Origin of the sequence: Longimicrobium sp. (assembly GCF_036388275.1) — a bacterium.
In the GTDB taxonomy this organism is placed as follows: domain Bacteria; phylum Gemmatimonadota; class Gemmatimonadetes; order Longimicrobiales; family Longimicrobiaceae; genus Longimicrobium.
Window position 1 is genome coordinate 129,401 of record NZ_DASVSF010000059.1, and the last position, 8,527, is coordinate 137,927.

Below are 8,527 nucleotides of genomic sequence, written 5' to 3' on the forward strand. Positions count from 1 at the left end.
TTCCAACCTGTGTCGCCGGCCCTGCAAACTGCGACGGAGGGTAACTGCACCTGACCTATCCCAACAGCGCGATCAGCGCCGCGCCGCTGGTGACGAGCAGCGCCCCGGCGGCGCGGGTGCGGGCGGCGGAGCGCTCGCCCAGGAAGCCGATGCCCAGCGCCGTCGCGATCAGGATGCTGGTGCTGGCCACGGCCATTACGTAACCGGCCTGCGCAAGCCGGAACGCCAGCTGAAGCCCCGCCACCTGAACGGCGAAGGTGGCTCCCGTCAGCACCACCAGCCAGGCCCACGGCATCATCCGCGCGGGCAGGCCGACGCCGGCCTGCTCCCTCCACGCCATCAGCGGCAGCCCCGCCGCCAGCACCGCCGCCGAGCCCAGCGACAGCGCGGCGCCCCATGGAAACGGCCCCACCTCGGCGATCCCCACCTTGTGCACCAGCGTGGCAAAGCTGAACGCCACGAACGATCCCACGGCGTACCAGCTGGCGCGGGAGGCCGCGAGGGAGCGAAGGGGGTCCAGCGCCGAGCCACCCGGCCGCAGGCCGATGCAGTAGATGCCTAGCGTGACCATCGCCACCCCCGCCGCCGCGTACGGCGTGGGCACCTCCCCCAGGAAGGCGAATCCGCCCAGCATCACCAGCGGCGGCAGCAGGCCGCTCAGCGGCTGGATCACGGACAGCTCGCCGCCGCGCAGGGCAAGCGTCATCAGCACCATCCCCAGCACCTCCGGAACCAGCACCATCGCCATGGCGCGCCAGAAGCCCGGGGTCAGCGGCGGCCAGCCGCCGGTCGCCGCCACGGCCCCGCACAGCAGCGCGCCCCCCACCAGCCGGTACGCCACCGTCGAGACCACCACGCCCCCGCGCGCCGCGGTAAGCTTGAGCGAAAAGCTGTGCGCGGCCGTCCCGATGGCCGCCACCAGCGCAAAGACAATCCACATCCCAGGCTCAGTGCGGCGGAAGGGCGGGCCGACGGACGGCCCCGGCACGTCTCGGCGCGCCGGCCACCGCGCCGCACCCGATCTCCCCTGTCCTGCATCCCGTGCCGCCCGCGTCGCACTTGTCCACGTACCGTCTTTCCCTGTCCAGGTGGAGCATCCGTGTTCCGGCGACCCACGCGCCGCCGCGGCCCCTTCAGCAAGCGGCGTGCGGGATGCACCCCAGCAGTTGCCGATTGGGCTCGGATGGGCGACTTTGGTAGCGGCACGACGATCTCGGTGGCGCACGTTGGGGCGCCGCGGCGGGAGGAGACTCGGGCGGCCGTACCCCTTCATCGCAGGAACCCATCATGGACAGGATCAAGATCCTCTTCTTCGCCGCCGATCCCCTTTCCGCCCCCTCGTACGGCAACGCTCCCCGGCTGATGCTGGACGACGACGTCCGGCGGATCCGCGAGAAGGTGCGCTCGGCCGAGTACCGCGACTCGCTCGACTTCGACTTTCGCCTTGCCGCGCGAACGGACGACCTGGTCCAGGCGCTGACCGAGGTGTGTCCACAGGTGGTGCACTTCAGCGGGCACGGTGGCAAGCAGGGGCTGGTCCTGGTGAGCGCCGACGGCCGGCACCCGCGCAGGGTGGACGCCGAGGGGCTCGCGGAGCTGTTCCGGGCCTTTCGAGGCGACATCCGCCTGGTGGTGCTGAACGCCTGCCTCTCGATCCCGCAGGCGCGGGCCATTGCCGATGTGGTGGGATGCGCCATCGGCACGCGCGAGTCCATCCCCGACGATGCCGCGATCGCCTTCGGCTCCTCATTCTACCGCGCCATCGCCTCCGGCAGCTCGGTGCAGGCCGCCTTCGACCGGGCGAACGCCGCGATGGGGCTGGAGCACCCCGAGGCCCGGGGCTGCACGGAGCTGGTGGTGCGGGAGGACGTGGACGCGGCGCAACTGTTCCTGATCGCGGTCCCCCCGCGCCCAGAGCCCGCGCCTTTCCCCGAGGACCGCCGCGAGGGCGATTCCCCTCCTCCGGTTGCCGCGGCTGGCCGGGCGAGGGCGCTCCTCTGGGCCGCCTTGGCCGCCCCCGTGCTGGCGCTCTCGGGAGGGGCGGGCATCGCCGCAGCTTGGCGCGAGCCGCAACCCATTCAGCGGCTGGTTCCCGAGGCGGCCGGGCAGGTGCGCGCAGACCCGGCGGTGACCGGAGCGGTGTCCCGGCGCGTCGGCGGGCCGCCGGACCCCGCTCCGAGCGCCGTCGCACAGGAAGTCGAGCGGGCGAACCCGGCCGCGACCTCCCCGGGATCCGCCGAGCCGTCAAGCGCCGACGAGGCCTTGGCTGCCGGGCGCAACCTGTTCGAGGTAGGAAACCACGCCGCCGCGTTTCCGCTTTTCGGGCGGGCCGCGCAGGCCGGCCATCCCGAGGCGATGGCCTTTCTGGGGATGGCGTATCTGCAGGGGCAGGGTACGGCCCGGAACACCGACCTCGCCCTTGTCTGGCTGCGCCGGGCGCGCGACAAGCGCAACCCGCGTGGGATGAACGCGCTGGGTGTGGCGTACGAGCAGGGCGCGGGTGTAGACCGGAGCTATCGCTGGGCCATGCACTGGTACCAGGCGGCCGCGGCGAAGAGCTATGCCCCTGCGATGCTCAACATCGCCGACATGCACCGGCAGGGACTGGGGAGGGCGGTGAACCACGACTCGGCGCTGGTATGGTATCGCAGGGCCATTGACGCCGGCTCGCTGGAAGCGATGGTGGATGCAGGGATGATGTATGACGAAGTGTTGACCGGGCAGCGCGACACGGCCGAGGCGCTGCGGCTGTACCGCACGGCCGCTGAGAACGGATCGGCACGCGGGATGGTGGCCATGGGGCGCGCCTGCGAAAAGGGCGAACTGGTGCGGCGCGACTACGGCCAAGCGATGAACTGGTACCGGAAGGCCGCCGTCGCGGGCTCCGCCGATGCCATGAACAACCTAGGTGTCTTGTACCAGAACGGCCTCGGCGTCGCCAGGAGCCGCACCCAGGCGATCGACTGGTTTCGCCGCGCCGCCGCCGCGGGCTCCACAGTGGCACAGGGCAACTTGGCCGCGCTCCGGGCGAACTGACCCGGCGGGCAACTTCGCCGCGATGTGAGCTGACCAGTCCTCACGCCCGCCGCCCCGCGCCCGCTCGAACCTCGCGCCCGACCGACCCCTCCCCCGACCCTCGGGGCGCAAGCGGGAGAGGAGGAGAACTGCCCCAGGTCCGGTCGCGCCACACGGTCCTTTCGCACCACGGCCAGCCAGTCTGCGAAGGCAGACTTCGTGTGGTTGTTGCAGCGAATTCATTCGCCCGCGGCAGGTTGGGCTCACTCCAAAGCCGGGGCGGAGCCGAGGCCTTCAGGATCGTGACCGCTGCCGCGCCCAAGCTTGTACCCTTCCGCGGCTGGATCCTTCGCCCCGCGACGAACGGTGTACGGGCGAATTCGGCGCGCCTGGGGCTCAGGATGACAGAATCGGGGTGCGCACCGACCAATGGTGCGCACCCCGATTCTGAATTGTACCCCCTCTCCCACGCTGTTTGTGGGAGAGGGTGGACGAGCCTGAGCGAGGACGGGTGAGGGCCCCCGCGGAGCCGAGGCCTCCCGCCGTTCTCCCCTCTCCGCACGTAGTTTGTGCGGGGAGGGGCCGGGGAAGGGGCCTCCTCAGCCCGGCCGCGTGAACCGCGGGCGGTCGTCCCCCGATCCGCGGCTCGCGCCGGCCAGCGCCTTGCCGGCCTTGTACGCCAGGTACCCACCCAGCAGCCACGGCGCCGCCACGATCAGCGGGTCCATCCACTGGTGCTTCAGGTCCACCCGCTGCGACTCCCGTGTCCGCGAGCGGATGCCGTGGCGCTTGAACTCGGCGATCACGCCCGACTCGGAGAGCGGGTTGTCGGGGTGGCCGCGCACCGCCGACCCGACCGAGCTCTCGATCACGTCGATGCGGTCCGCCGCCATCAGCAGCATCCAGTGCGAGGTCTTTCCCTCGCCCAGCGTGTACGCGTACTTGCGGATGGCGCCGGAGATTCCCTTCGGCGGGCACGCCGTGCCGAACACCGGCGTCAGCATCCCGTGCTCGGGCGACATCTCGCGTGGCCACTTTTCCGGCTGCCGCTCGGGAAAATCCCAGTGCGCGCCCGTGGCCCCGGGATCGAAGTCCTCCATGGGCACGGCCGTGCGCTCGTCGTAGTCCAGGTCCACGCCCCAGCCGGGGATGCTCCGCCGCACCTCTTCCAGGGGCGCCGTCGCCCGCGTGGTCGACGCCCAGTACGGCCGGGGCAGGTCGCTGACCGCCGACGGGACGTTGCGCTCGTGTTCGGTGATATCCGTCATGATCGTTCTCCCGTTCAGTTGGGGACCACGATGGGCTTGATGCAGTTGTCCAGCTTGGCGCTGAACATGTGGTAGCCCTCGGCGATGTGCTCCAGCGGAATGCGGTGCGTGATGATGTCGCTGGGCTTCAGCACGCCGTTCTTCACGTGCTCGAACAGCCGCGGCCAGTGGCGCTTCACGCTGCACTGGTTGGCGCGGATGGTGAGCCCCTTGTTCATGGCGTCGCCGAACTTCACCGCGCTGAACAGCGGCCCGTACGCGCCGACGACCGAAACCGTCCCGCCCTTCCGCACCGAGTCGATCGCCCAGTTCAGCGCGATGGGCGAGCCGCCCTGCAGCTTGAACTTGGCCGCGGTCACGTGCTGGAAGAAGGCCCCGTCGGCCTCGGCGCCCACGGCGTCGATGGCCACGTCCGCGCCCAGGAAGTCGGTGATCTTCTTCATGTGCGTGACGATGTCGTCGTACTCGGCGAAGTTGTACGTCTCGGCATGGGCGAACTCGCGTGCCTTTTCCAGCCGGTACTCCAGGTGGTCGATCACGATCACCCGGCCCGCGCCCATCAGCCAGGCGCTCTTGGCCGCGAACAGCCCCACGGGGCCGGCGCCGAACACGATCACCACGTCGCCTTCCTGGATCTCGCCCAGCTGCGCGCCGAAGTAGCCCGTGGGCAGGGCGTCGGTGAGCAGCACCGCGTCTTCCTCGTCCATCCACTCGGGGATAATGCTGGGCCCCACGTCGGCGAAGGGCACGCGCACGAACTCCGCCTGGCCGCCGTCGTAGCCGCCGGTGGTGTGCGAGTACCCGTAGATGCCGCCCACCGCCGTGGCGTTGGGGTTCACGTTGTGGCAGTTGGCGTACAGCTTCCGCGAGCAGAAGAAGCAGGAACCGCAGAAGATGTTGAAGGGCACCATCACCCGGTCGCCCCGCTTCAGGTTCTGCACCGACGAGCCCACCTCTTCCACCACGCCCACGAACTCGTGGCCGAACGTCTGGCCCACGCGGGTGTCGGGCATCATCCCGTGGTAGATGTGCAGGTCCGAGCCGCAGATGGCCGCCCGGGTGACGCGCACGATCGCGTCGTTGGGATGCTCGATCGGGGGCATGTCCTTTTCTTCCACACGAATCCGGTACGGCCCCCGGTACACCATCGCTCGCATGCGCTGCCCTCCTGAAAGTGCGTTGCCTGTCGCTTCAGGCGGCGGGGAGGAAGCACGCGCCGTGCCGCACGCGGGGAACTGGCGCATGGAAAGGCCCCGGTGCGATGCTCGCGCCGGGGCCGGGATGAAACTGCTCGCGTTCGCACACTCCGTCCATCAGCCCCGCGGCAGTCGGACGGTGAAGGTGCTCCCCGCTTCGGGCATGCTCTCCACGGACAGCTCGCCCTCCATCGCCCGGGCCAGATCGCGGCTGATGGCCAGGCCCAGGCCCACGCCCTCGGTGGGGCTGCTCAGCCGCCGGCCCACCTGCTGGAACGGGTCGAAGATGCGCTCCTGCTCCTCGGGCGCGATGCCCACGCCGGTGTCGCGCACGCGCAGGTGCACCCACCGCTCCTCCGCGTCGCACGACAGCACCACCCGGCCGCCGGCGGGCGTGAACTTGATGGCGTTGCCCACCAGGTTCAGCAGGATCTGCCGCATCCGCTCCGCATCGCCGCGCAGGCACAGCGCGGGGTCGCACGGCTCGGTGGCATACGACACGCCCTTCGCCGCCGCCTGGGGCGCCACGAGCGATTCCACGCTGGCCACCAGTTCCATCGCCGACAGCGGGCGCACGTCGAACTCGATGCGTCCCGCCTCCAGCTGGGCGAACGACAGGATGTCGTTGATGAGCGTCAGCAGGTGGCGCTGGTTGGCGCCGATGCGGGCCAGCGACGTGCGTTGGGCATCGCTGAGCGAGCCGTAGATCCCCAGGTCCAGCAGGTCCACGTATCCGCCGATGGCGTTCAGCGGCGTCCGCAGCTCGTGGCTCATGGACGCCAGGAAATCGGACTTGGCGCGGTTGGCGGCGTCGGCCTCGGCGCGCGCGGCCTCCGTTTCGCCCAGCAGGCGCTCGCGCTCGCGGTCGGCGCGGATGTGCTCGGTGACGTCCGTAAAGAGGATGGCCACACGCCGCTGCTCCGGCTCGTCCACGCGAAAGGCGAAGACGTCGAACCAGCGGTGCATGGCCTTGGACCCGTTCTGAAAGCGGATGGGCCGGCCCGTTCTGGCCACCTCGCCATAGATGCGGAACCACTCCTCCTCCAGCTCCGGCAGCAGCTCGCGCGCGGACCGCCCCACCGCGTCCGTCAGGCCGGTCTGCTTGTTGAACGCCGGGTTGGCTTCCAGGAACTCGTAGTCCACCGGGTTCCCCGCGTCGTCGAAGATCACGGTGACGACGCAGAATCCCTCGTCGATGGAATCGAACAGGCGGCGGTACCGCGCCTCGCTCTCGCGCAACGCCACCTCGGCCACCTTGCGCCCGGTGACGTCCTGCACCGTGCCGAAGCCCTGCGTGGCCCGCGCGTGGGGCCCGTCGCCGTCGAACTCCACCCGTCCCTGGATGCGCAGCCACCGCACCGCGCCGTCCGGATGGACCACGCGGTACTCCGTGCTCACCCGGGCGCGGACGGCGGGGTCCAGCGCCGCGCCGATCTCGCCGCCCAGCCGAGGGCGGTCGTCGGGGTGCACGCGGTCGATCAGCGCCTCCAGTGGCGAAGTGGCGGGGAGGGCGTAGTGCTGCTGGGCGCGCTCGTCAAAGGAAAAGAGGTCGGTAGCCAGGTCGTGCCGCCACGTGCCCAGCTCGGCCGCGGCGGCGGCCATCCGCAGCTGCTCTTCGCTGGCGCGGAGCGCTTCTTCGGCCCGGCCGCGCTCGCCAGCCAGGTGCGCGTGCAGCCGTTCGTTCTCTTCCTGCAACCGGCGCGCATCCTCCTCGAGCGCGTGGATGCGGGCGAGCAGCGATTCGGGCGGGGCCGAGGGGTCCATCATGCCGGCGGCGTGATCACGGGAAGAACGAGTCAGCGGAAAACACGTGGAGGATACGCCCGGGAAGCCATCCACGAAACCCTGTACGGACATTTTGCACGGAAGAGACCGATTCGATCATCCGCCCACGCTGCTCCGCGCCTCGTCACAATCCGCGCATCCTTCGCTGGGCGAGTGGAGGAAGATGAAGGGATCGCGCTCCAGGAATTCCAGCGCCACGCGGACGACGTCGCGCGAGCGGATGAGCCGCGCATCCGCATGGCCGACGCGCCCCTCGGCCTGGAGCCCGCGCTCGCGCAGCCAGCCGTCCGCCGGGCCGAACCGCAGGCAGCAGTGGTCGTTCTCGCGATAGGGAACCCGGACCGCCCGGCCCTCGCTCCAGACCGTGATGTGCTTCGGCACGCCGTAGGGCACGCCGGCCAGCAGCTCCGCCAAGTGCAGCGTCGTATTCGCGTCGTGCCCTACCCCGAGGAGCAGCACCTGGCCGCCGCGGTCGTACACCCGGCCGATGGGGCTGTCGTGCACGTGTGGCGGGAGGGGCAGGGGCCCGCGGGTGACGGCCTCCGCCTCCGGCCCGATCGCCGCGAACGCGAACGGGTGCTCGCTCCTCACCACGCCGGGCATCCGCCAGAAGGTGTCGGCCACGATGCCCAGGTCGGATGACGCAGGCGTGGTCCATGGGTCGAACGGCTCTTCGTCGTTCCCCGTCCACGAGGGCATCACCAGCGTTCCCTGTGGCCCGAGCACGGCCCGCAGCGCGCCGATCAGCCCCGCCGGCCCGCCCTCCACCGGCCGCACGGCGCGGAAGGACGAGTGCACGACGAGCACGCAGCCCGGCGCTACGCCGAGTCCACGGAGCTGGTCCGCGATTTCGGCCTCGGTGATTTCCGTCCGGGCGGTCTGGGCGTCGGTCATGTGATCGTTGGGAGCGTACGGAGAACTTCGACTTGGTTCGACTGGCTGTCGGCGCTGCCGCGGGTGGGCCCCTCCCCCGGCAAACTGCGCCGGGAGAGGGGAGAACTTCGGTCGGGGTTCGACCGGGTGCCTGGCATGCCGCAGCAGCCCCCTCTCCTGGCCTCTCCCCCGCAAACAGCGCGGGAGAGAGGGGAACTTCGATCGGGGTTCGACTGGCTGCCTGGCATTCCTCGGTGAGCAACCGGGAGGATCGTTGACAGTTTAGACCGACAGGATTGTTGACACTTTGTCATATCCCTTGGGAGTCCGGCGTCAGCCGGAGATCTTCCAGGTTCTCTCGTTCAGTCTACCCAGAAGACGCCGGTAGAA

The 8,527-nt window shown here is 70.3% G+C and carries 6 protein-coding genes; 1 reads left to right on the forward strand and 5 read right to left on the reverse strand.

What is annotated here, in order from left to right; genetic code table 11:
• Positions 1-55: 55 nt before the first annotated feature.
• Positions 56-940 carry an EamA family transporter gene (locus tag VF632_RS12440; protein WP_331023218.1) on the reverse strand — a complete coding sequence of 295 codons (885 nt, stop codon included), beginning with the start codon at positions 938-940 and terminating at the stop codon, positions 56-58.
• A 347-nt stretch (positions 941-1,287) separates the two neighbouring features.
• On the opposite strand from VF632_RS12440, the gene VF632_RS12445 reads away from it, so the two are divergent.
• A complete protein-coding gene (locus tag VF632_RS12445; RefSeq protein WP_331023219.1) occupies positions 1,288-3,036 on the forward strand; it encodes a CHAT domain-containing protein in 1,749 nt (582 codons plus the stop codon).
• A 578-nt stretch (positions 3,037-3,614) separates the two neighbouring features.
• Here the strand turns inward: VF632_RS12445 and VF632_RS12450 are convergent.
• The 4 genes from VF632_RS12450 to aac(3)-IV all read right to left on the reverse strand — a co-directional run bounded on the left by VF632_RS12450 (position 3,615) and on the right by aac(3)-IV (position 8,158).
• Positions 3,615-4,283, reverse strand: a complete 669-nt coding sequence (locus VF632_RS12450) for a hypothetical protein (RefSeq protein ID WP_331023220.1) — start codon at positions 4,281-4,283, stop codon at positions 3,615-3,617.
• 14 nt (positions 4,284-4,297) lie between these two features.
• Entirely contained in the window at positions 4,298-5,440 is a 1,143-nt protein-coding gene (locus tag VF632_RS12455; protein WP_331023221.1) for a zinc-dependent alcohol dehydrogenase, read from the reverse strand.
• Positions 5,441-5,596: 156 nt separating this feature from the next.
• Positions 5,597-7,246 (reverse strand): PAS domain-containing sensor histidine kinase, encoded by a 1,650-nt coding sequence (locus VF632_RS12460; protein ID WP_331023222.1) that lies wholly within the window; start codon positions 7,244-7,246, stop codon positions 5,597-5,599.
• A 114-nt stretch (positions 7,247-7,360) separates the two neighbouring features.
• A complete protein-coding gene (gene aac(3)-IV, locus VF632_RS12465) occupies positions 7,361-8,158 on the reverse strand; it encodes an AAC(3)-IV family aminoglycoside N-acetyltransferase (RefSeq protein ID WP_331023223.1) in 798 nt (265 codons plus the stop codon).
• Positions 8,159-8,527 lie beyond the last annotated feature (369 nt).